The following is a 25634-nucleotide window of genomic DNA, read 5'->3' as shown; positions in this document are numbered from 1 at the left end:
GACCGAGGAGGAACCAGACGTTATGGGCCAGCGAACCGTGCACGAACGTACGACGACCCAGGTAGGTGGGGCTCGATGAGCTCTTTGCTGCTCCTCACCAACGCCCTCCAGCCGTCGACGGAGGTGCTCCCCGCGCTCGGCCTGCTGCTGCACAACGTGCGGGTCGCCCCCGCCGAGGGCCCCGCACTCGTCGACACCCCGGGTGCCGACGTCATCCTCATCGACGGCCGCCGCGACCTCCCGCAGGTCCGCAGCCTCTGTCAGCTGCTGCGCTCCACCGGCCCCGGCTGTCCGCTCGTCCTCGTCGTGACGGAGGGCGGCCTCGCCGCCGTCACCGCCGACTGGGGCATCGACGACGTGCTCCTCGACACCGCGGGCCCGGCCGAGGTCGAGGCCCGGCTCCGGCTCGCGATGGGCCGCCAGCAGATCGTCGCCGACGACTCCCCCATGGAGATCCGCAACGGTGACCTCTCCGTGGACGAGGCGACCTACAGCGCCAAGCTCAAGGGCCGCGTCCTCGACCTGACCTTCAAGGAGTTCGAGCTCCTGAAGTACCTGGCGCAGCACCCCGGCCGCGTCTTCACGCGCGCGCAGCTGCTCCAGGAGGTGTGGGGCTACGACTACTTCGGCGGCACCCGCACGGTCGACGTCCACGTACGGCGCCTGCGCGCCAAGCTCGGCCCCGAGCACGAGTCGCTCATCGGCACCGTGCGCAACGTGGGCTACCGCTTCGTGACCCCGGAGAAACCGGAGAAGAAGGCCGAGAAGAAGGCGGAGAAGGAGGCCGGGACGGGCGCCGGCGAGAAGGCGGAGGCGGGCGCGGAAGAAAGCGAGCGCGCCGCCGTTTCAGCCGAGGCGTGAGAAGGGGGCGCACGCCCTGCCCACGGCGGGGTCCATCCGCGTAGACTCCGCGCGTGGCCAAGGTGACTCGGGACGACGTGGCGCGACTGGCGGGTACTTCGACCGCCGTCGTGTCCTACGTGATCAACAACGGACCCCGGCCGGTCGCCCCGGCCACGCGCGAGCGCGTACAGGCCGCCATCAAGGAGCTGGGGTACCGGCCCGACCGGGTCGCCCAGGCCATGGCGTCGCGGCGGACCGACCTCATAGGCATGATCGTGCCGGACGCGCGCCAGCCGTTCTTCGCGGAGATGGCGCACGCCGTGGAACAGGCGGCGTCCGAGCGCGGAAAAATGGTCCTCGTCGGCAACTCCGACTACGTGGGCGACCGCGAGGTCCACTACCTGCGCGCCTTCCTCGGCATGCGGGTGTCAGGACTGATCCTCGTCTCGCACGGCTTCAACGATCTGGCCGCCGCCGAGATAGAGGCGTGGGACGCGCGCGTGGTGCTGCTGCACGAGCGGCCCGAGTCGATCGACGACGTCGCCGTCGTCACCGATGACGTGGGCGGCGCCCAGCTCGCCACCCGTCACCTCCTGGAGCACGGGAACGCGTACGTGGCGTGCCTGGGCGGCACCGCCGACACCCCGTCCGTCGGCGACCCGGTCTCCGACCACGTGGAGGGGTGGCGCCGCGCGATGCAGGAGGCGGGCCTGCCCACCGAGGGCCGCCTGTTCGAGGCCCCGTACAACCGCTACGACGCGTACCAGGTGGCGCTCGGGCTGCTCGCCGGGCCCGACCGGCCGCCCGCCATCTTCTGCTCCACCGACGACCAGGCCATCGGCGTGCTGCGGGCCGCGCGCGAACTGCGCATCGACGTGCCGGGCGGGCTGGCCGTCGCCGGGTTCGACGACGTGAAGGAGGCGGGGCTCACCGACCCGCCGCTGACCACCGTCGCCTCGGACCGCTCGGCGATGGCGCGCGCCGCCGTGGACCTCGTCCTCGACGACTCGCTGCGCGTCGCGGGCTCGCGCCGCGAACGCCTGAAGCTGTTCCCGTCGCGCCTGGTCGTCCGCCAGTCCTGCGGCTGCGCGTAACCCCCGGGCCCGTCTTTATTTCGGGCAAACAGGGTTCTGCCGGGACTCTCAGGGCGCACTCAGGCGGCTCTCATGTACGGGCCACACGCTTGTCCCATGACCGAGAGCTTCCGCCGCAGCGGCGAGTACCAGCAGGACAGCACCGCCCCGCAGCAGTCCCCGTACTCGGGGAGCGCCTACCCTCCCCCGCCGTCGTACGAGCCGTCGTACGAGCCGGGTCGGACCGCCCAGTTCGCGACGTACGGGCCCGAGCAGGCCCCGGCGCCGGAGACGCCGGCCGCTCCGAAGAAGCGCAGGCGGCTGCGCGGCCCGGTCGGGCTGCTCGCCGCCGTCGCCGTCGCGGCGGCCGCGGTCGGCGGCGGTACCGCGTACGCCTTCCAGGAGCTGAGCGGCTCGGACACCACGGCGTCCAGCTCGACCAGCACCACCGTCGTGCCGAGCAGCCAGAAGGGCACCGTCTCCGGGGTCGCCACGGCGGTCAGCCCGTCGATCGTCGAGGTCAGCGCCACGCTCTCGTCGGGCTCCTCCACCGGCTCCGGCGTCATCCTCACCAGCGACGGCGAGATCCTCACCAACAACCACGTCATCTCCGGCGCCTCCTCCGTCAAGGTGGAGACGAGCGACGGCAAGTCGTACACCGCCGAGGTCGTCGGCACCGACGCCAAGAAGGACCTCGCGCTCATCAAGCTGAAGAACGCCTCCGGCCTGAAGGCCGCCACGCTCGGCGACTCCTCCGGCGTCGCGGTCGGCGACCAGGTCGTCGCCATCGGCTCGCCCGAGGGCCTGACCGGCACCGTCACCAGCGGTATCGTCTCCGCGCTCAACCGCGACGTCACCGTCTCCACCGACGAGGGCCAGCAGCAGCAACAGCAGCAGGGCGGCGGCACCGGGGAGTGGCCGTTCGAGTTCGGCGGCCGCGAGTTCAACGGCGACACCGGCTCGTCCACGACGACGTACAAGGCGCTGCAGACCGACGCGTCCCTCAACCCCGGCAACTCCGGCGGCGCCCTCATCGACATGAACGGCAACATCATCGGCATCAACTCGGCCATGTACTCCGCCAGCTCCGACTCCTCCGGTTCGTCGGGTGACTCCTCCAGCGCGGGCAGCGTCGGGCTCGGCTTCGCCATCCCGATCAACACCGTCAAGGCCGACCTCGACACGCTGCGCGCCGGGGGCGCCGACAGCTGACCGTTCCCTCACGTAAGGCCCGCACCATGAGCATCCGTACCGTCCGTCACCCCGAAGGGGCCGCCACCGCCGGCCCCGCCGACCTCTCCCTCGCCCTCACCGTCGTCTCCGCCCTGCACCGGCCCGTCACCCGCGCGCCCGAAGTGGTGCCGACGGCGACGCGCCGCGCCGTACGCGGGCGACGCGCCTCCGTGCGAGGCTGAGAGACGGCCCTGACCGCCCCCTCCCTCTAAGGAAGCGCAACCCATGAGCCCCGCCGAAGGCGACCGCGACCCGCACCGCATCCTCATCGTCGACGACGAGCCCGCGGTGCGGGAGGCGCTCCAGCGCTCCCTCGCCTTCGAGGGCTATGCCACCGAGGTCGCCGTCGACGGCGCCGACGCGCTGGACAAGGCCGCCTCCTACCAGCCCGACCTCGTCGTCCTCGACATCCAGATGCCGCGCATGGACGGCCTCACCGCCGCGCGCCGCCTCCGCGCCACCGGGTCCACCACCCCGATCCTCATGCTCACCGCCCGCGACACCGTCGGCGACCGGGTCACCGGCCTCGACGCGGGCGCCGACGACTACCTGGTCAAGCCGTTCGAACTCGACGAGCTGTTCGCGCGGGTGCGCGCGCTGCTGCGGCGCAGCGGGTACGCGTCCGCCGCGGTCGGGGCTGTCGACGACTCGGACGTTCTCTCCTTCGCCGACCTGCGCATGGATCTGGTGACCCGGGAGGTCACCCGGGGCGAGCGGACGGTCGACCTGACCCGTACGGAGTTCACGCTCCTGGAGATGTTCCTGGCCCATCCGCGTCAGGTCCTCACCCGTGAGCAGATCCTCAAGGCCGTGTGGGGCTTCGACTTCGAGCCGTCGTCCAACTCGCTCGACGTCTACGTGATGTACCTGCGGCGCAAGACCGAGGCCGGGGGCGAGCCGCGGCTCGTCCACACGGTGCGGGGTGTGGGGTACGTGTTGCGCTCCGGCGGGGCCGAGTGAACGGGGTGCTCCGCAGGGTGCGGGGGATGGCGTTGCGGTCGCGGCTCGCGCTGCTGGTGGCGGTGGCGGTCGCGGCGGCGGTTGCCGCGGTGGCGGTGACGTGCTGGTTCATCACCCGGGGTCAGTTGTACGGCCAGATGGACAACGAGCTGCGCAGCCAGGTCGGCCAGCTGAACCAGAACCGCCAGGCGATCCCCCTGCTGAACTGCCCCGACACGGGGGGCCAGCGCGCCATCCCGGGACCGACGATCCAGGTGATCAACTCCGACGGCACCGTCTGCACCGTACGGGGCGACACGCCGATCTCCGCCCGGGCGTCCGACCTCGCCGTGGCCGACGGCAGCTCGGACCGGGCCCTGCACACCACGGATGACGACAAGGGCAAGGCCATGCGAGTGCTGACGGTCCCCGTCACCTCAAGCCCCGGCAACCAGCAGGTCCAGGGCATCGCCGTCTCCATCGCCAAGCCGCTCGACGAGGTCACCAAGCCCCTCACCACCCTCGCCTGGGTCCTCCTCCTCGTCGGCGGCATCGGCGTACTCGGTGCCACCGCCGCCGGGCTCTGGATCGCCCGTGCCGGGCTGCGGCCCGTCGACAAGCTCACCGACGCCGTCGAGCACGTGGCCAGGACCGAGGACCTGACCGTCCGCATCCCGGTCGACGGGGACGACGAGATCGCCCGCCTCTCCGCGTCGTTCAACTCGATGACCGCCTCCCTCGCCTCCTCCCGCGAACTGCAACAGCAGCTCATCGCCGACGCGGGGCACGAACTGCGTACGCCCCTCACCTCGATGCGGACCAACGTCGAACTGCTCACCCGCAGCGAGGCCACGGGCCGCGCCATCCCCCCGGACGACCGCAAGGCGCTGATGGCGTCGTTGAAGGCGCAGATGACGGAGCTGGCCGCGCTCATCGGGGACTTGCAGGAGCTGTCGCGGACGGGGCTGAGCGCGGGTGAAGGGCCCGTCAAGGTCGTCTCCCTGCACGAGACCGTCCGCAGCGCCGTCGAACGCGCCCGGCTGCGCGGCCCCGAACTGACCATCGACGCCGAACTGGCCCCCTGGTACGTCCGCGCGGAACCGGCGGCGCTCGAGCGGGCGATCGTGAACCTGCTGGACAACGCGGTGAAGTTCAGCCCGGAGAAGGGCACGGTCGAGGTACGCCTGATGCGCGGGACGCTCACCGTGCGGGATCACGGCCCCGGTATCCCGGCCGAGGAACTTCCGTACGTCTTCGACCGGTTCTGGCGGTCCCCGACCGCTCGCGCGCTGCCCGGTTCGGGGCTCGGTCTGTCGATCGTGGCGCGGACGGTCGAGGCGAGCGGCGGCGAGGTCGCGCTCGCGGCGGCGGACGACGGCGGGACGGTCGCGACGGTGCGGCTGCCCGGCGCGCCCACGCCGCCACCGGAGATCCCGTAGCTCAGGCGCTCAGCGGCCCACGGTGAGACCCGCCCCCGACAGGTCCACCCGGATCCCGTCCTTCTCCACGTGCACGTCGCGCAGGCGTACGTAGCCGTGGTCGCCCGGCAGTTTCGGCAGCCGGAAGGCGAGGGAGAGCCGGTCGGCGAGCTGGGGGCGGGTGAGCTGGGACAAGCCCTTCAGGAGGGACGGGTCGAGGCCCAGCTTCTGGAGCAGCCACGGGTGGTCGATGGCGATGTCGATGAGGTTCGTCTTCATCAGGCTGTGGACGAAGCGGGGCGCGCCCGTCACCTCGCTGATCTTCTTGTCGCCGCGCAGGGCCTGGCGGACGGCCGAGTCGGGCACCCCGGCGCGGTGGGCGATCGCCGGAATGGCGAGCAGCCGCTTGGCCTTGTCCGTCTCCTCGGTGATCCGGCGCACCGACTCGGCGGTGAGGTGCAGGCCCTCGTCGGCGCGGGTGCCGGGGCGGTAGGTGGCGAGGTCGCCGATGTCGAGGCGCATGCCGTCGATGTCGGTGGAGATGCCGGAGGCGCCGAGGCGGCGGATCGTGGCGTCGGCCCTGACCTTCACGTCGTGCCCGGCGACGGGCAGGGTGCCGCGGGCGAGCACCCGGTCGCTGCCGTGCCCGGTGAAGGTGACCTGCGAGGCGCCGAGCTCGCGGTTCATGTCGGCGAAGCTGAGCAGTACCTCGCCGTGCATCGCGTCGACGTACGCGCCGCTGATGTCGGTAGGGCCCGAGCCCTCGATCCGTACGTCGTGGGCGGTGGCCGAGACCTCGGCGAGAGTGACGCGGTCGGCGGCGACGTCGGGGACGGTGATCTTCAGCTCGTCCACGCGGCGGTCGGCGAGCTGGGTGAGGAAGGGGAACCCCTCGATCTCGACCTCGGGGGCCGCGGTCAGCTTCAGCTCCTTCTTGAGCTGTTGCGCGGCGCGGTGCTCGGCGTAGAGGACGGCCCAGCGGTCGGCGAGGACGAGGAACGCGGTGAGGACGCAGACCGCGATCACACCCTTGACGGCGAGCGAAAGCCCGGCGAACCGGTTGCGGCGGCGTCCGCGCCCGTGATCGGGCGGCCGCCACGCGTCGTCGGCGTCGTCCGTGGCGGGCGGCTCGTCGTCCAGCACCTCGTCGAGCGGGTTCTCCGGGGGGGTCGGCGAGTGCGGCCAACTCCTCGTACGGGTTGCGGTAGTTATTTATGCGGTGGGGGGTACGCATCGGGCGATTCCACCACACACCCCCACCATCTCGGCAAGCAACCTTCACCAACGGACGGGTGGCCCACGGTCCACCGTAGGCCACCCCGTGTTCTCCCGCTCCACCCGGTTACTTCACGATCGTGATCCGGTCCGCCTTCGGCGGCGCGATCGGGTTCGCGGCCGAGGAGTTGGCGGTCAGGTAGTCGTTGAACGCCTTCAGGTCGTCCGCGCCGACCAGCGGGTTCTTGCCCTGGCCGAGCGACGCGAAGCCGTCGCCGCCGCCCGCGAGGAAGTTGTTCATCGCGACGCGGTAGGTGGCGGCGGGGTCGATCGCCGCACCGTTCAGCCTGATCGAGTCGACGACCACGCGGGCGGCGCCCGACTTGGTCATGTCGAGGGTGTAGGTGAGCCCGGCCGACGGCTGGAGGATCTTCGGCGAGGCCTCGTTCGAGCCGCTGACCTGCTCCTTGAGCGCGGCGATCAGCTGCGCGCCGGTGAGGTCGGCGAGGTTGACCGTGTTGCTGAAGGGCTGGACGGTGAACGCCTCGCCGTACGTCACGACGCCGTCGCCCTCGCCGCCGCTCGCCTTGAAGACGAGGTCGGAGCGGACGCCGCCCGGGTTCATCAGCGCCACGGACGCCTTCGGGTCGAGGGTCTTGGCGTGGGCGAGCTGCGCGTCCGCGATGAGGTCGCCGAGCGGCTCCTCCGGCGTACCGGCGCCACGGCCCGGGATGTCACCGGAGATGTAGCCGACGGCCTGGTTCGAGACGGGCGCGGCGAGCTTGTTCCAGCGGCCGATCAGCGCGGTCATGTCCGGCGCCTTGGGCTGGGTGCGGGTCACGACGTGGTTGACCGACTTCGCCGACTTCGAGGACTTCACGGAGGTCCGCACGATGTCCTTGGTGCGACGGTCGTAGGTCAGCGCGGTGTCCGTGTAGAGCTTGCCGTAGGACGACGCCGAGGTGACCATGCGCGGGTTGCCGGCCGGGTCCGGGATCGTGCACACGTACGCGTTGTGCGTGTGGCCGGTGACGAGCGCGTCGACCTTCGGCGTGATGCCCTTGGCGATGTCGACGATCGGGCCCGAGACGCCGGAGCCCGCGCCGGAGGCGTCACAGTCGTAGTTGTACGAGGACGACGCCGGCACCCCGCCTTCGTGGATCAGGGCGACGATCGACTTCACGCCCTGCTTGTCGAGGATCTTCGCGTACTTGTTGACGGTCTCGATCTCGTCGTGGAACTTCAGGCCCTTGACGCCGTCCGCGGACACGATGTTCGGCGTGCCTTCGAGGGTGACGCCGATGAAGCCGACCTTCACGCCCTTGTGCTTCCAGACGTAGTACGGCTTGAGGACCGGCTTGCCGGTCTTCTCGTCCGTGACGTTCGCCGCGAGGTAGGGGTAGTCCGCGCCCTCGAACTCGCGGCCCTTCTCGTAGCAGCCGTCCTCCGGGTGGCAGCCGCCGTTCTGGATGCGGGCCAGTTCGGTGGCGCCCTCGTCGAACTCGTGGTTGCCGACGCCGGTGACGTCCAGGTCGAGCTTGTTCAGCGCCTCGACGGTCGGCTCGTCGTGGAAGAGGCCGGAGAGCAGCGGGCTCGCGCCGATCAGGTCACCGGCGGCGGCCGTGACGCTGTACGGGTGCCCCTTGCGGGCCGTGCGCAGGGACGTGGCCAGGTATTCGACGCCACCCGCCTCGACCTGCTTCGTCGTGCCGTCGGCCTGCTTCTCCGTCACCTGTCCGGACGATCCGGTCGGCGGCTCCAGGTTGCCGTGGAGGTCGTTGAAGGACAGCAGCTGGACGTCCTGGTAGCGGCCCTGGTCGTGCTTGCCGTGGTCGCCGTGGTTGCCTCCGTGGGCCGCGTTCGCCGGGAGCGCGGCGATCAGGGCACCGGCCGTGGCGAGGGTGGCGACGGCGCCGAGCGTGGCCTTGACACGGCGGCGGACCGGGCGGGGGCCCGCACCGGAAGCTGGTCTGAATGTGGGCATACGTCCCCCTGGGGCCGGAGTGCACTGGTGCCGGAGTTGCTGCGGTCGGCGTGACAGCGGGAAGCCTAGAGTCAACGCGCGTAGCGCAACAGGGGGTTGCTGGTTACGAGCTGGTTGCCGCCATCTGGCCACGGGTCCGCCGTACCCTCGACCCCATGACCACCGACCCCGCCTCCACCAGCGATCCGGCCCGCCCAGGACGCCAGATCGAGACCCTTTCCGCCCTGACCGACGCGCAGGCCGCCACCGTGCTCGCGCTGCTCACGGACGCCGCCCGCGCCGACGGCCAGCAGGCCGTCTCGGAGCAGGGGCGGCTGCAACTGCGCGGCGGGGAGCGCGAGGGCGTGCACCACCTGCTGCTCACCGTCGACGGCGAGCTGCTCGGGTACGCGCAGCTGGAGGACACCGACCCGGTCGAGGCGCCGGCCGCCGAGCTGGTCGTGCACCCCGGTTTCCGCGGGCGCGGGCACGGACGGGCGCTCGGTGCGGCGCTCCTCGCCGCCTCCGGGAAGCGGCTGCGGGTGTGGGCGCACGGCGGGCACGGCGCGGCGCGCCACCTCGCGCAGGTGCTCGGCCTGTCCCTGTTCCGCGAGCTGCGGCAGATGCGGCGCCCGCTGACCGGCCTGGACCTGCCCGACCCGGTGCTGCCCGCGGGTGTGCGCATCCGCACGTTCGTGCCGGGGCAGGACGACGCGGCCTGGCTGGCGGTGAACGCGGCGGCGTTCGCGCACCACCCCGAGCAGGGCTCCCTCACCCAGCGCGACCTCGACGACCGCAAGGGGGAGCCGTGGTTCGACCCGGCGGGCTTCTTCCTCGCGTTCAAGGGGGACGAGCTGGCCGGCTTCCACTGGACGAAGGTGCACGCGGAGGAGCGGCTCGGGGAGGTGTACGTGGTGGGCGTCGCCCCGGGTCAGCAGGGCGGCGGGCTCGGCAAGGCGCTGACCACGACGGGCCTGCGCCACCTGGCCTCGGCCGGGCTCCCGACGGCCATGCTCTACGTCGACGCCGACAACAAGGCGGCGGTGAGCGTGTACGAGCGGCTCGGGTTCAGTACGTACGAGACGGACCTGATGTACCGCACGGAGTCCTGACCAGCACCTTTTACCCGTGGGGGTGACGTCGCTTGACGTCACCCCCTCTTTTGCATCACCCTTTCACTACTTGATTAGTGAAAGGGGGGTACACCGGTGGCCGAGGACATGACGGGGGACATGGCGAGGGGCGCGGCGAAAGACACGGCGAGAGACACGGCGAGAGACACGGCGACGGGCAGGGGCAGGGACACGGCGGTGGGCACGGGCAGGGACACGGCGACGGGCACGCCCTCGCGCGAGTACGTGATCGAGTTCCGGATCGACCGTCACAGCGGCGTCGCCACCTACCTCCAGATCGTCCACCAGACGGAGCAGGCGCTGCGGATGGGGCTGCTCGAACCCGGCGACAAGCTGCCCGCCGCCCGCGAGGTGGTGGAGGCGACGGCCATCAACCCGAACACCGTACTCAAGGCCTACCGCGAACTGGAGCGTTCCGGACTCGTCGAGGCCCGCCGGGGCCTCGGCACCTTCGTGCGCAGATCCCTCGGGTCCGCGCCGGCCGACTCACCGCTGCGGGCGGAGCTCGACGACTGGGCGAGACGGGCGCGGGAGGCCGGGCTCGACCGCGAGGACGTGGCCGCCCTGTTCGCCAGCGCGTTGGACACACACTTCGGCACCACCAGCACCACCAAGGGGACTGCATGAGCACGGCCATCGAGGCGAACGGCCTCGTCAAGCGGTACGGGCGGCGCTCCACCGCCGCCCTCGACGACTGCTCGTTCCGGCTGCCGACGGGCCGGATCAGCGCACTCGTCGGACCGAACGGGGCGGGCAAGTCCACGCTCCTCGCGATCGCCGCGGGCCTGCTGCGGCAGAGCGCGGGCCGGATCGAGGTCCTGGGCGGCGCCCCGGGCGAGGCACGCGCGAAGGTCGCCTACCTCTCCCAGGACAAGCCGCTGCACCCCCAGCTCTCCGTCGCGGACACCTTGCGGATGGGCGCCGAGCTGAACCCCGGCCGCTGGGACGCGGCCTACGCAGCGAAGATCGTCGAGCAGGGCGGCCTCGACCCGCGGACCCGGGTCCGCTCGCTCTCCGGCGGCCAGCGCACCCGCGTCGCGCTCGCCCTGGCGCTCGGCAAGCGGCCCGAGCTGATGCTCCTGGACGAGCCGATGGCCGACCTGGACCCGCTCGCCCGGCACGAGCTGATGGGCACGCTCATGGCGGACGCCGCCGAGCACGGCACCACCGTCCTGATGTCCTCGCACATCGTCGCCGAGCTGGCGGACGCCTGCGACCACCTGCTACTCCTGGGCGGCGGCCGGATCCGGCTCGGTGGCGGCATAGACGACCTGACGGACGCGCACAGTCTCGTCACCGGGCGCGGCGACCTGTCCGGGCACACGGTCGTCGAGTCCCGCGCCTCGGGCCGCGGCGTCACCGCCCTGATCCGTCGCGACGGCCCGCTCGACGCCGGCTGGCAGATCCAGGAGCCCTCCCTGGAGGAACTGCTCCTGGCCCACCTCCGGGCGCCCGACGCCCCGGCCCTGCTGACCCCGGGCACCACCGCCCGCACGGCCACCACCGGATCGGCGGTGTCCGCATGAGCACGACGACCCTGGAGCGGCCCGGGACCGGGGCGCGGGGGCCGCGACGCACCCTGCCCGGCCCCGACGGCCTGGTGTGGACGGTGCTCCGGTTGCACCGCACGGCCCTGTGGATGTGGCTCGGCTACCTGGTGATCACCGTCGGCCTGCTGCTGTGGCTCTGGGGGCCGGGTTCATCGGCCGCGCAAAAGGCGTTCGACGCCTTCGGCTACAGCGGTTCGCAGGACGACGCCTTCCAGGGGCTGTCCTCCACCCTCCCCCTCTTCGGCTCCTTCGACGCCGTCTTCTACAACCCGCTGTCGCTGACCCGGATCGCGGCGGTCGCCGTCGCCGTGTTCGCGGCGGGCCCCTTGATCGCACGCGAGCTGGAGTCCGGCACCGCCCAGCTGGCCTGGACGCAGTCCGTCTCCCCGGCGCGCTGGCTCGCCGCCAAGCTGGCCGTGCCCGCCCTCTTCGTCACGCTCGGCACCGCCCTGGTCGTCGTCCTCTACCAAGGGGTCTGGGACGCGCGCGGCCATCTCCTCGTCGCCGGGATCGGCCCGCGCGACTTCGCCTTCTCCATCGGCCCGGCGACCGTGGCCAACGCGCTGTTCGGCCTGGCGTTCGGCGTGCTTGTCGCGCTGCTCGTCCGCCGTACGCTGCCCGCGCTGGCGATCGCCGGGACCGGCCAGTACCTGGCGGGAGCCCTGCGCTCCAACTCCTGGCCGTTCCAGGGCTGGTACCAGCAGCCCGAGCTGGCCGTCCACAGCAAGGCGATCACCTCCACCGGCGCGGAGATCGGTGACCCCGGCTGCTACGAGGACCTGAAGTGCCTCGCTCAGCACCACGTCACCGGCTTCACCCGGCACTACCTGCCCTCCCCGGACTACTGGCCCCGCCAGCTCACCGAGACGGGCCTCCTGCTCGGCCTCACCGTGCTCGCCGTCGCGGCCGCGTTCCTCGTCCTGCGCCGCACCCAGCCCGAGGGGGCCACGGCATGAGCCTCGCACTTCCCCGCACCCGGGGTCTGACCTGGACGGTGCTCCGGCTGCACCGGATCGCACTGTGGCTGTGGATCGGTTACGTGGCGGTGGCGGCGGGCGTGCTGCTGTGGCTGTGGGGGCCGGGCACGAACGGGCTCGGCCTGAAGGGAGCCTGCCGGGGAGGCCCGGTGGTCGACTGCGTCGCGCACGGACAGACCCGGGACACCTACCACCGCGCCCTCGAGGCCGTCGACCTCTCCTTGAGCTTCCTGCCCCTGGCCGTCGCGGTGTTCGCCGGCGGGGTGCTGGTCGGACGCGAGCTGGAGCGCGGCACCGCCCAGCTGGCCTGGACCCAGTCGGTGTCCCCCGGCCGCTGGCTCGCCACCCGCCTCACGGTCCCGGCCCTGCTGGTCACCGTCGGCACCGGGCTCCTGGTGGCCCTGCGCCACGCGGTCGCGTCGCGGGCGAGCGGCCTCGACGACAACCAGTGGTACGTCGGCGCCTTCCACGTCCTGGGTCCGACCGCGGTGGCCCTGCCCCTGGCCGCCCTCGCCTGCGGCGCGCTCGGGGCGCTGCTGGTGCGGCGTGCCCTGCCCGGGGCGTTCCTGGGCCTCGTGCTGACGTCCTTCCTGTCGGCGGCCGTCTCGCTCGCGCACCCGCGCCTGTGGCCCACCGTGACCCGCGTGGGCTCGGTCGAGCAGGGTTACACCGGTTTCAGCGGCGAGATCGTCGAACAGGGCGCGGTCACCAGGTCCGGCGCACACCTCGCCGACCCTCTGTGCATCACCGACCAGGCTTGCCTCACCGGGCGAAACGTCACGGGCTTCTACACGGAGTTCCACCCGCCCTCCCATTTCTGGCCCCTCCAGCTCACCGAGACCGCGCTGCTGCTGGCCCTGACCGCCCTGGCCGTGACCCTCACCCACCGCACCCTGAGAAGAAGAGTCGCCGCATGACCCCGCCCCGCCAGGGGCGCGGGGAACGGCGCGGGAAAGGGCCACCGGCCGGTACCCGGAGGTCAGCGCACAGCCCCAGCGGCGCCGCATTGACACCTCGAACAAAAAACCGTCCGCGCCGTGCCCGCCCCCGGGACGTCATGTCACCGTAACCAGCGATTCAGAACGCCTTGCAACCCTCACGGAATGCAGAGCCCCGCCCCCGACCCCGCGAAAACCCCGGGCCCCACCCCGCTGGGCCGCCTCCACGTCGCGCCCGGAAGGGCCACCGCGCGGAAGAATGGGGCCATGAGCCAGCCGAGTCAGTCGAACGCCGCACAGGAACCGACCACTCCAGCGCCGCCGCAGCCGTCCGTGGGCTCTCTCGCCGCGCACCGCCCGCAGCCCGTGGCGGGCGCGGACTACGACCGCACGGCCGCGAAGCTCGCCGGGATCGTCGCCGACATCGACGCGGACCCGGACGACTACGAGGACGAGTACGCGGGTCAGGACGCGACCGGCGCCGACCTGCCGCAGGGCCGTTTCCTGGACCGCGAGCGCAGCTGGCTGGCGTTCAACGAGCGGGTCCTCGAGCTGGCCGAGGACCCGAACACCCCGCTCCTGGAGCGCGCCAACTTCCTGGCGATCTTCGCCTCGAACCTCGACGAGTTCTTCATGGTCCGGGTGGCGGGGCTCAAGCGCCGCATCGCGACCGGCGTGGCCACCCGCTCCGCCTCCGGGCTCCAGCCCCGCGAGGTCCTGGAGCTGATCTGGAACCGGTCGCGCGAGCTGATGGCGCGGCACACCGCCTGCTACCAGGACGAGGTCGCCCCGTCCCTGGCCGACGAGGGCATCCACGTCGTGCGCTGGAACGAGCTGACCGAGAAGGAACAGGCCCGGCTCTACACGCTGTTCATGCAGCAGATCTTCCCGGTCCTCACCCCCCTCGCGGTCGACCCCGCGCACCCGTTCCCGTACATCTCGGGTCTCTCCCTCAACCTCGCGGTCGTGGTCTCCAACCCGGTCTCGGGCCATCGGCACTTCGCCCGCGTCAAGGTCCCGCCGCTGCTCTCCCGCTTCCTGGAGGCGTCCCCGCAGCGCTACGTCCCCATAGAGGACGTCATCGCCGCCCCGCGCCACCTGGCGGAGCTGTTCCCCGGCATGACCGTCGAGGAGCACCACATGTTCCGCCTCACCCGCAACGAGGACCTGGAGGTGGAGGAGGACGACACCGAGAACCTTCTCCAGGCCCTGGAGAAGGAGCTGATGCGGCGCCGCTTCGGGCCGCCGGTGCGCCTGGAGGTCGAGGAGACCATCGACTCCGAGGTACTGAGCCTGCTGGTGCGGGAGCTGAAGATCAGCGAGGCGGAGGTGTATCCGCTCCCCGGCCCACTCGATCTGACCGGGCTGTTCTCGATAGCGGGTCTGGACCGGCCCGAGCTGAAGTATCCGAAGTTCGTCGCGGGCACCCACCGCGATCTGGCCGAGGTCGAGTCATCGTCCGCGCCCGACATATTCGCGGCGCTGCGCACCCACGACGTCCTCCTCCACCACCCGTACGACAGCTTCTCCACCTCCGTACAGGCGTTCCTGGAGCAGGCGGCGAACGACCCGGACGTGCTCGCCATCAAGCAGACGCTGTACCGGACGTCCGGCGACTCGCCGATCGTGGACGCGCTGATAGACGCCGCGGAGGCGGGCAAGCAGGTCCTCGTCCTGGTGGAGATCAAGGCCCGCTTCGACGAGCAGGCCAACATCAAATGGGCGCGCAAGCTGGAGGAGTCCGGCTGCCATGTCGTCTACGGTCTCGTCGGTCTGAAGACGCACTGCAAGCTGTCGCTCGTCGTGCGCCAGGAGGGCGACCAGCTGGTCCGCTACTCGCACGTCGGCACCGGCAACTACCACCCCAAGACCGCCCGCCTCTACGAGGACCTGGGGCTGCTCACCGCCAACCAGGAGGTCGGGGCCGACCTCTCGGACCTCTTCAACCGGCTCTCCGGCTATTCGCGCCGCGAGACCTACCGCCGCCTCCTCGTCGCCCCCAGGTCCCTGCGCACGGGCCTGGTCACGCGGATCGAGAAGGAGGTCCAGCACCATCGCGCGGGCCGCCCCGCGTACGTCCGCATCAAGGTCAACTCGATGGTCGACGAGGCCGTCATCGACGCGCTCTACCGCGCGTCGCAGGCAGGCGTCCCGGTCGACGTGTGGGTGCGCGGCATCTGCGCGGTGCGCCCTGGCGTCGCGGGCCTGTCCGAGAACATCCGGGTCCGCTCGGTCCTCGGCCGCTTCCTGGAGCACTCCCGGGTCTTCGCCTTCGGCAACGGCGGCGAGCCCGAGGTGTGGATCGGCAGCGCCGACATGATGCACCGCAACCTCGACCGCCGCATCGAGGCCCTGGTCCGCGTCGAGGACCCGGCCCACCGGGCGGCCCTCAGCCGGCTGCTCGAGACGGGGATGTCCGACAACACCGCCTCCTGGCACCTGGGCCCGGACGGCGAATGGACCCGGCACGCGCTCGACGCGGACGGGCGGCCCCTGCGCAACGTACAGGAGATGCTCATAGACGCCCGGAGGCGCCGGCGTGGCACAGCGACACCTTGATTCCGTCCCGGCCGCGGCCCTGCCCGCCGACGACACCGCCGACTCGGCCCTCGCGTCCTATCTGCGGGACCAGGCGACCGAGTTCCTGCGGGCGCTGCGCCAGCACCGCGAGAGCGACACGGCCGGGAAGACGGCGTACGCGGCCCGCGCCCTGCGCCGCGCCGCCCGCCGGATCAGCGGCACCCTGCACACGTTCCGCCCGCTCCTGGACGCCGACTGGTCCGACGCGCTGCGGCCCGAACTGGCCTGGCTGTCGGGCACCCTGGCGCAGGAGCACGCCTGCGCGGACCGCCTCCTGCGGCTGAACGAGGCGCTGCACCGGCTCACCACCGTGACCACGCGCCCCGCCGTCCACCACCCCGCCGTACGGGCGGACACCACCGGAGCGCCCCCGGCCCGCGAGACCCTGACCCTCGGCGCCGCGAAGGCCGCCGCCCTGCTCGACCGCCAGCTGACCCTCGCCAAGACGCGCGCCCACAGCACCGCGCTGGGCGCCCTCGGCTCGTCCCGCTTCCACGCGGTCGCGGACAACGTCGCCGTGCTCGCCAGCGAGGTCCCGCTGCGCGGCGCCGACACCGAGCTGAAGAAGCTCGCGACGGCCGCCGAGTCCCGGCTCACCGAGGCGGTCACCGCCCTGCACCCGACCGGCCACCCGTACAACCCGGACGCAGACACGCCCTGGCACCACGTACGGCTGCTCCTGCGCCTGCACCGGTACGCGCAGGAGGTCGCCCTCGGCGCCCCCGCGACCGGCGCGCGCTCCATCGACGACGAGGCGGCGCACGCCCTGAACGCCCACCGCGACGCCGCCGAGGCCGCGGCGGCCGCCGCCCAGGCGGCCCGCACCCCGCGCATCGCGCCCGCGACGGCGTACGCACTGGGCGTGCTCCACGCCGACCAGCGCCATCAGGTGGAGGCCGCCAGAACCGCGTTCGGACAGGCATGGCAGCGAGAGACAGTGGGAACCCCGTGACCGTGCACCCCCACGAAGACACGCACACCATCCGCGCGGCGGGCTGTGTCCTGTGGCGCCGCTCACCGTTCGACGACGGCCTGGAGATCTGCCTCGTGCACCGGCCCAAGTACGACGACTGGTCGCACCCCAAGGGCAAGCTGAAGCGCGGCGAGAGCGAGCTGGACGGCGCGCTGCGCGAGGTACGGGAGGAAACCGGCCAGGGGTGCGTCCCGGGAGCCACGCTGCCCACCGCCCGTTACATGGTCCAGGGCCGGCCCAAGACGGTCGCGTACTGGGCGGCCGAGGCCACGTCGGGCACGTTCGCCCCGAACCGCGAGGTCGACCGCGTCCTGTGGCTGCCTCCGGCGGCGGCCCGCAACCGCCTGACGGAGCCCCGCGACCGCAAGCTCGTGGACGCTCTGCTGGCGTCTCTCCACACCAACCTGGCGTAATCGCTCCGTGACCTAACCACACCGCCCGCTTAGGTTCACCCTCCGTTCATTCACGGCCATCGGTCACTTCACCTGATCTGCCTAATTTCGGCCGTGCACGGTGAGTTCCCGCGACAAGGGACCCGCTCACCGTTCATTGAGAAACCCGAGAAGTACGCAGACTCCGCACGCCGCCACAGACGACAAAGAGGCCGGCGGCTCCTGGAAGGAACATCCGAAGGTGAAGCTTCAGCGCAAGAACCGGCTCCGCGCCCTCTCCCTCGGCGCTCTCGCCGTCTCCGGCGCCCTGGCCCTCACGGCGTGCGGCTCCGACGACACGGGCGACACCACGGGCGGCGGCGCCAGCTCCTCCGCCAAGGCGGACGGCTCGAACATCAAGTGCGACGACGCCAAGGGCCAGCTCCTCGGCATCGGATCCTCCGCCCAGGCCAACGCGGTCGACGCCTGGCGCCAGGCCTACGCGCAGGCCTGCTCCGACGTGCAGATCAACTACAAGCCCGACGGTTCCGGCGCCGGTGTCACCGCGTTCAACCAGGGCCAGGTCGCCTTCGCCGGCTCCGACTCGGCGCTCAAGCCCGAAGAGGTCACCGCCTCGAAGAAGATCTGCAAGACCGGCCAGGGCATCGACCTCCCGATGGTCGGCGGCCCGATCGCCGTCGCCTACAACGTCTCGGGCGTCGACAACCTCGTCCTGGACGCCAAGACGCTGGCGCAGATCTTCGACTCGAAGATCACCAAGTGGAACGACCCGGCGATCGCCAAGCTCAACCCCGGCGCGAAGCTGCCCTCCACCAAGATCCAGGCCTACCACCGCTCGGACGAGTCCGGCACCACGGACAACTTCACCAAGTACCTGAAGGCCACCGCCGCGAGCGACTGGAAGTACGAGGGCGGCAAGGCCTGGCAGGCCAAGGGCGGCCAGTCCGCGCAGGGCTCCTCCGGCCTGGCCCAGCAGGTCAAGCAGACCGACGGCGCCATCTCCTACTTCGAGCTGTCCTACGCCAAGGACGGCGTGAAGACGGTCGACATCGCGACCGGCGCCGCCGCCCCGGTCAAGGCCACCACGGAGAACGCCTCCAAGGCGATCGCCGACGCCAAGATCATCGGCACCGGCAAGGACCTCGCCCTGGAGCTGAACTACGCGACCAAGGCCGAGGGCGCCTACCCGATCACCCTGGTCACGTACGAGATCGTCTGCGACAAGGGCAACAAGCCCGACACCCTCGCCGCCACCAAGTCCTTCCTGACCTACACGGCCTCCGAAGAGGGCCAGGCCGCCCTCGCCGACCTGGGCTACGCGCCGATCCCCACGGAGATCAACGCCAAGGTCCGCGAGACCGTCGCCAGCATCAGCTAGCCCGCGTGCGGGCCACCCCCACCAACGGGTGGCCCGCACCGTCCGGTGCACCGCCGCCAGAAGCCCGTACGCGACCGCAGTGAGCGGCAAGGGCTTCGCAGACCGGAGAACCCCATGGACATAACCACGCAATCACCCGCGCCACCGGCGCCCTCCGACCGTCCCACCCCAGCGGAGCAGAAGGCCGCCGCCCGCGGCGCCACCCGCCCCGGCGACCGGGTCTTCCTCGGTCTCTCGCGCGGCTCGGGCATCCTGCTCCTGGTGATCATGGCCGCGATCGCGGTCTTCCTCACCTACCGCGCCTCGCTGGTCCTCTCGGAGAACGAGGGCAACTTCCTCACCACCTTCGAGTGGAACGCCACCGCGGACCCGCCCGTCTTCGGCATCGCCGTCCTCGCCTTCGGCACGGTCGTCACCTCGGTGATCGCCATGCTGATCGCGGTCCCCGTCGCCGTCGGCATCGCGCTCTTCCTGACGCACTACGCGCCGAAGAAGCTCAGCGGCACGATCGCCTACGTCATCGACCTGCTCGCCGCCGTGCCGTCCATCGTCTACGGCCTGTGGGGCGCCCTCTTCCTGGTGCCGCACATGACCGGCGTGTTCAGCTGGCTCGACGACTACTTCGGCTGGACCGGGATCTTCTCCTGGCAGGGCGGCGCCCCGCGCACCCTGCTCACCGTCGGCATCCTTCTCGCCATCATGATCCTGCCGATCATCACCAACGTCTCCCGCGAGGTCTTCCGGCAGGCCCCCCTGATGCACCAGGAGGCGGCCCTCGCCCTCGGCGCCACCCGCTGGGAGGTCATCCGCATGTCGGTGATCCCCTTCGGCCGCTCCGGAGTGATCTCCGCGTCGATGCTCGGCCTCGGCCGCGCGCTCGGCGAGACGATGGCCGTCGCCACGGTCCTCTCCCCCGACTTCCTGATCCACGCCAGCCTGCTCGACCCGGGCGGCGGCACCTTCGCGCAGAACATCGCCGCGAAGTTCTCCGAGGCCAACGACCAGGGCCGCGACGCCCTCATCGCCTCCGGCCTCGTCCTCTTCGTCATCACCCTGCTGGTCAACGGCGCGGCCCGGTTCATCATCGCCCGCCGCAGCGAGTACTCGGGGGCCAACGCATGAGCCACGCGACGACGCCCGCACCCGCACCCGCGAAGCGCCCCTCGTCCCTCTCCGCCGCGCGCCTGCCGCGCTGGTCGCCCTGGGCCATCGCCCTCGGCTCGATCGCCGCGGCCTGCGCGATCGGCCTGGTGGCCGACCTGAGCAGCCGCATCCAGTGGGGCCTGATAGCAGCGATCCTCTTCGTCCTCGTCACCTACGGCCTCGCCGCCAAGGTCGAGGGCGCGCGCCAGGCCAAGGACAGGACCGCGACCAGCGTCGTCTGGGTCGCCTTCATCCTGGCCGTGCTGCCGCTGGCCTCCCTCGTCTACGAGACGGTCAAGCGCGGCATCAAGGTCCTCGACTTCTACTTCCTGTCGCACTCGATGGGCTTCGTCACCGCCTACCAGCCCGGCGGCGGCATCTACCACGCGATCCTCGGCACCCTGGAGCAGGTCGGCCTCGCCACCCTGATCTCCGTGCCGATCGGTCTGCTGACCGCGATCTATCTGGTGGAGTACGGCCGCGGCAAGCTCGCCAAGGCGGTCACCTTCTTCGTCGACGTCATGACGGGCATCCCCTCGATCGTCGCGGGCCTGTTCATCCTCAGCTTCTGGATCCTGATCCTCGGCTTCGGCTTCTCCGGCTTCGCCGGCTCGATGGCGCTTTCCATCCTGATGATCCCGGTCGTGGTCCGCTCCACCGAGGAGATGCTCAAGCTCGTACCCAACGAGCTGCGCGAGGCCTCGCTCGCCCTCGGCGTCCCGAAGTGGCGCACCATCCTCAAGGTCGTCCTGCCGACGTCGATCGGCGGCATCACGACCGGTGTGATGCTGGCGGTCGCCCGTATCGCGGGCGAGACGGCCCCGGTGCTGCTCCTGGTCTTCGGCAACCCGCTGATCAACGGCAACCCGTTCGACGGACCGCAGGCGTCGCTGCCGCTCTACATCTACCAGCAGTACGCGAGCAGCGGCGGCAGCGAGGCGGCGTACGACCGCGCCTGGGCCGCGGCCCTGGTCCTCATCGCCTTCATCATGATCCTCAACCTTCTGGCCCGCGGCGTGGCCCGCTGGAAGGCCCCGCAGACGAGCCGCTGACGCGGCTACCGCGCACACGCGCTCAAGCGCACGCGCCCCTCAGCGACTCGACCCGGAAGTAGTGAAACCCATCATGGCCAAGCGAATCGACGTAAGCGGACTCACCGCCTACTACGGATCCCACAAGGCGATCGACGACATCTCGATGACCGTCGAGCCCCGCTCCGTGACGGCCTTCATCGGCCCGTCCGGCTGCGGCAAGTCGACCTTCCTGCGCACCCTCAACCGCATGCACGAGGTCACCCCCGGCGGCCGCGTCGAGGGCAAGGTGCTCCTGGACGACGAGGACCTCTACGGCTCCCACGTCGACCCGGTCGCCGTGCGCCGCACCGTCGGCATGGTCTTCCAGCGCCCCAACCCCTTCCCCACGATGTCGATCTACGACAACGTGGCGGCGGGCCTGAAGCTCAACGGCTCCTACAAGAAGTCCGAGCTGAACGACGTCGTGGAGAAGTCCCTCAAGGGCGCCAACCTCTGGAACGAGGTCAAGGACCGCCTGAACAAGCCCGGCTCGGGCCTCTCCGGCGGTCAGCAGCAGCGTCTGTGCATCGCCCGCGCCATCGCGGTCCAGCCGGACGTGCTCCTGATGGACGAGCCCTGCTCGGCGCTCGACCCGATCTCGACCCTCGCCATCGAGGACCTGATCGGCGAGCTGAAGGAGCAGTTCACGATCGTCATCGTGACGCACAACATGCAGCAGGCGGCCCGCGTCTCGGACCGCACCGCCTTCTTCAACCTCGCGGCGGTCGGCCAGCCCGGCAAGCTCATCGAGATCGACGAGACGGAACGCATCTTCTCCAACCCGTCGGTCCAGGCGACGGAGGACTACATCTCGGGCCGCTTCGGCTAGAGGCCGGCCGCCTTTGACCCGGACTCCTCGTGGCGCTGCATGGCGGTGCCGCCACGAGGCCCGAGAGCCCGCCCCCGGTAGGGGGGCGGGCTCTCCCCCATTACGAGGGGCTGGGGATCAGCGCCGCTCAGGGGCGCGGGGAACTGCGCGACCAGCCACGACGAAAGCCGCGGACGCGTCCGCTCGTGACATGAGCAGACGCGTCCGCGGCTTGTCGTGGGTTGCTCGCGCAGTTCCCCGCGCCCCTGAGGCGGCTTAAGCGAAGGCCAGCCAAACGATGCCGTAACTAGCCGCAGCGACAAGCGCCGCGGCGGGCATCGTGATGAACCACCCCACCACGATGTTCTTGGCGACCCCCCACCGAACGGCGTTGACCCGCTTGGTCGCACCGACACCCATGATCGCGGACGTGATGACGTGCGTGGTCGAGATGGGCGCGTGGAACAGGAACGCGGAGCCGAACATGATCGAGGCCCCGGTGGTCTCGGCCGCGAACCCCTGCGGCGGGTCCAGCTCGATGATCTTGCGGCCCAGGGTCCGCATGATCCGCCAGCCACCCGCGTACGTGCCGAGCGACAGCATCACCGCACACACGATCTTGACCCAGACCGGGATCGGGTCCTCGAACGTCTCGTGGCCGCCGATGACGAGGGCCATGACCACGATGCCCATGGTCTTCTGCGCGTCCTGGAGACCGTGGCCGAGCGCCATGCCGGCCGCCGACACGGTCTGCGCGATCCGGAATCCGCGCTTCGCCTTGTGCGGGTTGGAGCGCCGGAACATCCACATGATGAGGGTCATCACGAGGTAACCGACGACGAGGCCGATCACCGGCGACGTGAACATCGGAATGACGATCTTGTCGAGCACCCCGGACCAGTACACGGTCGTCCCACCGGCGAGCGCCGCGCCGACCATGCCGCCGAACAGCGCGTGCGACGACGACGAGGGCAGCCCGAAGTACCAGGTGATGAGGTTCCACACGATCGCGCCCGCCAGGGCCGCGAAGAGGATGCCCATCCCCTTGTCGCCCTCCGGCGTGGCGATGATGCCCTCACTGACCGTCTTGGCGACGCCGCTGCCGAGGAAGGCACCGGCGAGGTTCATCACCGCGGCCATGGCGAGCGCCGCGCGGGGCGTCAGGGCACGGGTGGAGACGGACGTGGCGATGGCGTTCGCCGAGTCGTGGAAGCCGTTGGTGTACGTGAATCCGAGCGCGACGCCGATCGTCACGATCAGGGTGAAGGTGTCCATGAGCCGGCCTCAGGACTCCTTCACGGCGATGGTCTCCACCGTGTTGGCCACGTGCTCGAAGGCGTCGGCCGCCTCTTCCAGCACATCGACGACCTGCTTCAGCTTCAGCACTTCCATGGCGTCGTACTTGCCGTTGAAGAGCTGGGCCAGCAGCTTGCGGTGGATCTGGTCGGCCTGGTTCTCGAGCCGGTTGACCTCGATCCAGTACTCGGTGAGGTTCGACATCGTGCGCAGGTTCGGCATCGCCTCGGCCGTCAGTTCGGCCGCCCGCGCGAGCACCTCGATCTGCTGCTCCACGCCCTTCGGGAGCTCCTCGATCTGGTAGAGGACCACCAGGTCGACGGCCTCCTCCATGAAGTCCATGATGTCGTCGAGGGACGAGGCGAGGTTGTAGATGTCCTCGCGGTCGAACGGCGTGATGAACGAGGAGTTGAGCTGGTGGAAGATCGCGTGGGTGGCGTCGTCACCGGCGTGTTCGGCTGCCCGCATCCGCTCCGCGATCTCGGCCCGGGCGGAGGTATCCGCCCCGAGCAGTTCCATCAGGAGCTTCGAGCCCGTGACGATGTTGTCCGCGGACGCGGCGAACATGTCGTAGAAGCTCGTCTCCCTGGGGGTCAGACGAAAACGCACGTGGGGTCCTCGGGGTGCTCTGGATATGGGTCAGGCTGATGCTAGGCGCATCATCCGGCCACGGCTAACCGGCGTTCCCCCAGTGTCGCCCATCAGGCACAGTGATCAGCACGGGGCCCCGGGAACCGGCCGGACCCGCGCGAAGTCCGGTATCCTATACCCGCAGGGGGTATGTGGAGCCAGGCGGAGCCACCACGGGATCCAGCACACGATCCACGACGAGAGGTCGGACACGATGACCACGGACGCGAGCCCGACGGCGGCCCCCGGGGGCGGGGCGGAGCACGGCACCGCCGAGATCGTGACCGACCACGACCGCGGCATCCACGGCTACCACCACCAGAAGGACGAGCACCTCAAGCGGCTGCGCCGGATCGAGGGCCAGATCCGCGGCCTCCAGCGCATGGTCGAGGAGGACGTCTACTGCATCGACATACTCACGCAGGTGTCGGCCTCCACCAAGGGCCTGCAGTCCTTCGCGCTCCAGCTCCTGGAGGAGCACCTGCGCCACTGCGTCGCCGACGCGGCGGTCAAGGGCGGTGACGAGATCGACGCGAAGGTCGAGGAGGCCACGAAGGCGATCGCGCGGCTGCTGCGCACCTGAGGGTTCGGCTGTCGGACGTTCCGCGGGCGGGGGCCGGGCCCGGGATCCGTGACCTCAGTTTCGGGTCTCGCCGCGCGGGCCGCCGGGCAGCGCCTCGGCGACTCGCAGTACCTCGTCGATCCGGTCCGCGCTGAGCCGCCCCTCGGGGACGGCTGACGCCGCGATGATCAGTTCACCGCACAACTCGATCTCGGCGAGGGCGACGTGGTCCTGAACTGCCGTACCTACGGGAGCCACGCTCATCACCTCTTCCAGCCATCGTCGGTCGACTTCCCAGAGTAGGGAGCGCCCTACGGACCGCGCATGGCACGGAAGAACCATTTCCGGCCCCGGTGGGACCCCTTACGGCCCGTCCTTCTCGGCGACCTTGCCCGCGTAGATGTCCTTCTTGTGCGGCAGCCGGACGCTCGCGGACTTCCCGAACCCGTAGAGCAGCGTCGTCGACGCGACGTCGACGTCCTTCCTGTTCTGCGTGTCCGCGAAGCTGAAGCGGTGCCTGACCTTGCGGATCAGGCCCTCCTCGTCGAGATAGACGTCGAACGGCACCGCGGAGCCGCCGAACCCTTTCGCCGCCGCCGCGAGCGCGCCCTTGTTCCCCTCGGACGCGGCCTCCGCGGCCGACGCCAGGTCGACGGTGCCCCGGTAGTGCCGGGTCCGCACGCCCGCGATGTCGCTCTCGCCCGCATACGTCACCTCGCGCGCGCCGCGCAGCAGTTCGGCCGCCGCGAGCGGGTCGGTGGCGCCGCCCGTGACCAGATTGCCGTCGCTCAGCGCGGCGGTGTCGACCCGCACCCACTTGTCGGCGGGCACGCCCGCGCCCCGGTTCTTCATGAACAGGGCGCCGGGTGCGAGGAGTTCGGTGATCGGCCGGTGCTCCTGGGCCCCGGCCGCGTCCTGCGGCAGCCGCACCGTCAGCTTCCCCAGCCCCGCGCGGTAGTCGTAGACGCCCTCGCCGCGGATGGTGACGCGGGTGCCGCCGCTCGCCATCTCCATCGACGTGCTCGCCTCGGAACTGCCCTCGCGGACGAGCCGGTCGGCGGCTTGGCGCACCACGTGCGTGGCGTCCGCGTGCAGGTCACCCGCCTCGGCACCGCCGCCGCACCCGGCCGCGCACGCCATGATGCCGACCGCGGCCACGGCCGCCGCCCCGGTCCTCGCCGGGCGCCTGTTCTGCACCACCATCGCTTGTCTACCCCCAAGCCCGTCCGTGCGAAATGCGGCCCCGCTGTTGACCGGTTAACGACGAGTAGGGTCGACCGTCACGCGAACGGAGGTGTACGTGGGCCGTTCACCCGGTCCCGTTACCGTGTCGGGGTGGCACAACAGCAGCACGAGCACGCGACGACCGAGCATGCGACGACCGTCGAGGAACAGGGCCGGTTCGCGGCGGCCCGGTGCACCTGCGGCTGGCGAGGCCCCGCGAGACGGGCGCGCAGCAAGGCGCGCTCCGACGCGCAGGAGCATGCGCAGGGCGCGTGACGGGCAGACGACGCGCG

General features: G+C 71.0%; 26 protein-coding genes. 20 read left to right on the top strand and 6 right to left on the bottom strand.

The window, feature by feature from the left end:
- Window positions 1–75 precede the first annotated feature (75 nt).
- From ACH4RC_RS35645 to ACH4RC_RS35620, 6 genes are all read left to right on the top strand, one after another.
- Window positions 76–861: a winged-helix domain-containing protein gene (locus ACH4RC_RS35645; protein WP_398208235.1), complete on the top strand. Its 786-nt coding sequence runs from the start codon at window positions 76–78 to the stop codon at window positions 859–861.
- 53 nt (window positions 862–914) lie between these two features.
- Complete coding sequence (locus ACH4RC_RS35640) at window positions 915–1937, top strand: LacI family DNA-binding transcriptional regulator (RefSeq protein WP_398208233.1); 1023 nt, start codon at window positions 915–917, stop codon at window positions 1935–1937.
- A 96-nt stretch (window positions 1938–2033) separates the two neighbouring features.
- Window positions 2034–3128 (top strand): S1C family serine protease, encoded by a 1095-nt coding sequence (locus tag ACH4RC_RS35635; protein ID WP_398208231.1) that lies wholly within the window; start codon window positions 2034–2036, stop codon window positions 3126–3128.
- A 26-nt stretch (window positions 3129–3154) separates the two neighbouring features.
- Window positions 3155–3331: a hypothetical protein gene (locus ACH4RC_RS35630; RefSeq protein ID WP_398208229.1), complete on the top strand. Its 177-nt coding sequence runs from the start codon at window positions 3155–3157 to the stop codon at window positions 3329–3331.
- 43 nt (window positions 3332–3374) lie between these two features.
- On the top strand, window positions 3375–4109 hold the full coding sequence (locus ACH4RC_RS35625; protein ID WP_398208227.1) for a response regulator transcription factor: 735 nt from the start codon (window positions 3375–3377) through the stop codon (window positions 4107–4109).
- On the top strand, window positions 4106–5527 hold the full coding sequence (locus tag ACH4RC_RS35620) for an ATP-binding protein (RefSeq protein WP_398208225.1): 1422 nt from the start codon (window positions 4106–4108) through the stop codon (window positions 5525–5527). Before ACH4RC_RS35625 ends, ACH4RC_RS35620 begins: the two co-directional genes overlap by 4 nt.
- A 9-nt stretch (window positions 5528–5536) precedes the next feature.
- On the opposite strand, the gene ACH4RC_RS35615 is transcribed toward ACH4RC_RS35620, so the two are convergent.
- Both ACH4RC_RS35615 and ACH4RC_RS35610 read right to left on the bottom strand, forming a co-directional pair.
- On the bottom strand, window positions 5537–6649 hold the full coding sequence (locus ACH4RC_RS35615) for a DUF2993 domain-containing protein (protein ID WP_398208223.1): 1113 nt from the start codon (window positions 6647–6649) through the stop codon (window positions 5537–5539).
- A gap of 199 nt (window positions 6650–6848) precedes the next feature.
- Window positions 6849–8705 (bottom strand): bifunctional metallophosphatase/5'-nucleotidase, encoded by a 1857-nt coding sequence (locus tag ACH4RC_RS35610; RefSeq protein WP_398208221.1) that lies wholly within the window; start codon window positions 8703–8705, stop codon window positions 6849–6851.
- Window positions 8706–8860: 155 nt separating this feature from the next.
- On the opposite strand from ACH4RC_RS35610, the gene mshD reads away from it, so the two are divergent.
- The 12 genes from mshD to pstB all read left to right on the top strand — a co-directional run bounded on the left by mshD (window position 8861) and on the right by pstB (window position 21650).
- Window positions 8861–9796 (top strand): mycothiol synthase, encoded by a 936-nt coding sequence (gene mshD / locus ACH4RC_RS35605; RefSeq protein ID WP_398208219.1) that lies wholly within the window; start codon window positions 8861–8863, stop codon window positions 9794–9796.
- A gap of 246 nt (window positions 9797–10042) precedes the next feature.
- Window positions 10043–10444, top strand: coding sequence for a GntR family transcriptional regulator (locus tag ACH4RC_RS35600; protein ID WP_398208397.1), 402 nt, complete (start codon window positions 10043–10045; stop codon window positions 10442–10444).
- Entirely contained in the window at window positions 10441–11343 is a 903-nt protein-coding gene (locus ACH4RC_RS35595; RefSeq protein WP_398208217.1) for an ABC transporter ATP-binding protein, read from the top strand. The genes ACH4RC_RS35600 and ACH4RC_RS35595 overlap by 4 nt, the downstream gene beginning before the upstream one ends.
- The gene (locus ACH4RC_RS35590) at window positions 11340–12323 is read left to right on the top strand and encodes a hypothetical protein (protein ID WP_398208215.1); all 984 of its coding nucleotides are present in this window, start codon (window positions 11340–11342) and stop codon (window positions 12321–12323) included. Before ACH4RC_RS35595 ends, ACH4RC_RS35590 begins: the two co-directional genes overlap by 4 nt.
- Window positions 12320–13261, top strand: coding sequence for a hypothetical protein (locus ACH4RC_RS35585; RefSeq protein WP_398208213.1), 942 nt, complete (start codon window positions 12320–12322; stop codon window positions 13259–13261). Before ACH4RC_RS35590 ends, ACH4RC_RS35585 begins: the two co-directional genes overlap by 4 nt.
- 186 nt (window positions 13262–13447) lie before the next feature.
- Window positions 13448–15841, top strand: coding sequence for an RNA degradosome polyphosphate kinase (locus tag ACH4RC_RS35580; RefSeq protein ID WP_398208212.1), 2394 nt, complete (start codon window positions 13448–13450; stop codon window positions 15839–15841).
- Window positions 15822–16814 carry a CHAD domain-containing protein gene (locus ACH4RC_RS35575; protein WP_398208211.1) on the top strand — a complete coding sequence of 331 codons (993 nt, stop codon included), beginning with the start codon at window positions 15822–15824 and terminating at the stop codon, window positions 16812–16814. Before ACH4RC_RS35580 ends, ACH4RC_RS35575 begins: the two co-directional genes overlap by 20 nt.
- Complete coding sequence (locus ACH4RC_RS35570) at window positions 16784–17248, top strand: NUDIX hydrolase (protein ID WP_398208209.1); 465 nt, start codon at window positions 16784–16786, stop codon at window positions 17246–17248. The genes ACH4RC_RS35575 and ACH4RC_RS35570 overlap by 31 nt, the downstream gene beginning before the upstream one ends.
- Window positions 17249–17468: 220 nt before the next feature.
- A complete protein-coding gene (gene pstS / locus ACH4RC_RS35565; RefSeq protein ID WP_398208208.1) occupies window positions 17469–18605 on the top strand; it encodes a phosphate ABC transporter substrate-binding protein PstS in 1137 nt (378 codons plus the stop codon).
- A 114-nt stretch (window positions 18606–18719) separates the two neighbouring features.
- Window positions 18720–19727 carry a phosphate ABC transporter permease subunit PstC gene (gene pstC, locus ACH4RC_RS35560; RefSeq protein ID WP_398208206.1) on the top strand — a complete coding sequence of 336 codons (1008 nt, stop codon included), beginning with the start codon at window positions 18720–18722 and terminating at the stop codon, window positions 19725–19727.
- Complete coding sequence (pstA, locus tag ACH4RC_RS35555; protein WP_398208204.1) at window positions 19724–20800, top strand: phosphate ABC transporter permease PstA; 1077 nt, start codon at window positions 19724–19726, stop codon at window positions 20798–20800. The genes pstC and pstA overlap by 4 nt, the downstream gene beginning before the upstream one ends.
- Before the next feature lie 73 nt (window positions 20801–20873).
- Complete coding sequence (gene pstB, locus ACH4RC_RS35550; protein WP_398208203.1) at window positions 20874–21650, top strand: phosphate ABC transporter ATP-binding protein PstB; 777 nt, start codon at window positions 20874–20876, stop codon at window positions 21648–21650.
- 255 nt (window positions 21651–21905) lie between these two features.
- Here the strand turns inward: pstB and ACH4RC_RS35545 are convergent, their stop codons facing one another.
- Both ACH4RC_RS35545 and ACH4RC_RS35540 read right to left on the bottom strand, forming a co-directional pair.
- Entirely contained in the window at window positions 21906–22904 is a 999-nt protein-coding gene (locus tag ACH4RC_RS35545; RefSeq protein WP_398208201.1) for an anion permease, read from the bottom strand.
- Window positions 22905–22913: 9 nt separating this feature from the next.
- Window positions 22914–23534, bottom strand: a complete 621-nt coding sequence (locus ACH4RC_RS35540; protein WP_394432785.1) for a DUF47 domain-containing protein — start codon at window positions 23532–23534, stop codon at window positions 22914–22916.
- A gap of 235 nt (window positions 23535–23769) precedes the next feature.
- Between ACH4RC_RS35540 and ACH4RC_RS35535 the strand changes: the two genes are divergently transcribed.
- Entirely contained in the window at window positions 23770–24138 is a 369-nt protein-coding gene (locus tag ACH4RC_RS35535; protein ID WP_398208200.1) for a metal-sensitive transcriptional regulator, read from the top strand.
- A gap of 54 nt (window positions 24139–24192) precedes the next feature.
- Here ACH4RC_RS35535 and ACH4RC_RS35530 read toward each other — a convergent pair whose 3' ends face one another.
- On the bottom strand, window positions 24193–24381 hold the full coding sequence (locus ACH4RC_RS35530; protein WP_398208198.1) for a hypothetical protein: 189 nt from the start codon (window positions 24379–24381) through the stop codon (window positions 24193–24195).
- A gap of 99 nt (window positions 24382–24480) precedes the next feature.
- Complete coding sequence (locus tag ACH4RC_RS35525; RefSeq protein WP_398208196.1) at window positions 24481–25320, bottom strand: hypothetical protein; 840 nt, start codon at window positions 25318–25320, stop codon at window positions 24481–24483.
- A 132-nt stretch (window positions 25321–25452) separates the two neighbouring features.
- Here ACH4RC_RS35525 and ACH4RC_RS35520 point away from each other — a divergent pair, with 132 nt between their 5' ends.
- Window positions 25453–25617 carry a hypothetical protein gene (locus ACH4RC_RS35520; protein WP_398208194.1) on the top strand — a complete coding sequence of 55 codons (165 nt, stop codon included), beginning with the start codon at window positions 25453–25455 and terminating at the stop codon, window positions 25615–25617.
- Window positions 25618–25634 lie beyond the last annotated feature (17 nt).

The sequence above is a fragment of the Streptomyces sp. NPDC016845 genome (assembly GCF_044332585.1).
Lineage (GTDB): Bacteria > Actinomycetota > Actinomycetes > Streptomycetales > Streptomycetaceae > Streptomyces.
This window is presented reverse-complemented; position numbering and strand designations above follow the sequence as displayed.